This is a genomic window from Nocardia sp. NPDC059228 (assembly GCF_042754245.1).
GTDB lineage: Bacteria > Actinomycetota > Actinomycetes > Mycobacteriales > Mycobacteriaceae > Nocardia.
Genome location: NZ_JBHZAL010000186.1, coordinates 1 through 1,037 on the forward strand (window position 1 = coordinate 1; position 1,037 = coordinate 1,037).

Below are 1,037 nucleotides of genomic sequence, written 5' to 3' on the forward strand. Positions count from 1 at the left end.
ATACATAACGGTTCCCGCACAAAGCGACCAGGCACCCTCGACAGATGAATGTGAGAGGGGTCACCCTGTCATTCATCCACGCGGGGAGGCATGGATGGGCAGGAGCCGCAGAACAATTCCGGAGGAGCTTCTGTTGCTCGCTCTGGACCCGGCCACGGGTACCACAGCGCAGCCGCAGTCGCTCGACCTCGGCCTGGCCGGAGCACAGCTAGTAGAGCTGGCTCTGGCAGGACGGATAGCCCCTGACGGGGATCGTATCGCCGTGGTGATGCCACGGCCGACCGGAGATCCGACATTGGACTCCGCACTGGAGCTGCTGCGCCGACGCGGCAGCCCGGTTCGCGCAGTTCACTGGATCGGCGGGCCCCGATTGGGGCTCCGTCAGATTTACCTCTCGCATCTGGAGCGGTGCGGCATGGTTCATGCCGTGGCGGGCCAGATGTGCGGAGTGCTGCCGACGACTCGCTACCAGGCGACGGAGACGGCGATCAGCCGCGACATCAGGTCACGGCTGGACAGTGCGATCCGCACCGGCGTACCGCCGGACCCGCGGACCGCGGCGCTCGCCGCACTGGCCCACGCGGTCGGTCTGGGCAAGCACCTGTACCCCGGTAACGAGGGGCGCTCGTCGCGCTCCCGGCTCCGGGATCTGATCAGACACGACCCGATGGGCGGTCTCGTGGCGCATGCCGTGATGGACGTCCAGAACGGTGCGGCCGCTCAGCCGCGCCGTAATCCCGCACCGGGAGGCCGGCCACCGGCCGTACCGATGCAGCCGCACCGCGGGAGCATGGCCCGCGTCGCGGCGCACTGAAGGCACCACACGCTCCACAAGCACGACATGCGAGCGAGCACCAACACGCACCGACAGGACAGCACGCGGTACCGGAAACCGCCGCGCCGACGTCCCCAGAGACCCGGATCGGGAGCCGCAAGAGACGCGAGGGGGCAGCAGTACGACAGGCTGCCCCGCGCGTAGAGCGTCCCGCGTAAACACGCGGCGAACGAATACAGGATCTGGCCACCGTTTGTCCACT

General features: G+C 68.0%; 1 protein-coding gene. It reads left to right on the forward strand.

Translation table 11 applies throughout. From position 1 onward, the window contains the following. The first annotated feature begins 94 nt into the window (after positions 1-94). Entirely contained in the window at positions 95-814 is a 720-nt protein-coding gene (locus ACFXKA_RS43380; RefSeq protein WP_078076704.1) for a GPP34 family phosphoprotein, read from the forward strand. Positions 815-1,037 lie beyond the last annotated feature (223 nt).

What these genes read in the sequence shown, in the direction of transcription:
- ACFXKA_RS43380 (WP_078076704.1), top strand. Translation starts at nt 95, where the DNA reads ATGGGCAGGAGCCGCAGAACAATTCCGGAGGAGCTTCTGTTGCTCGCT.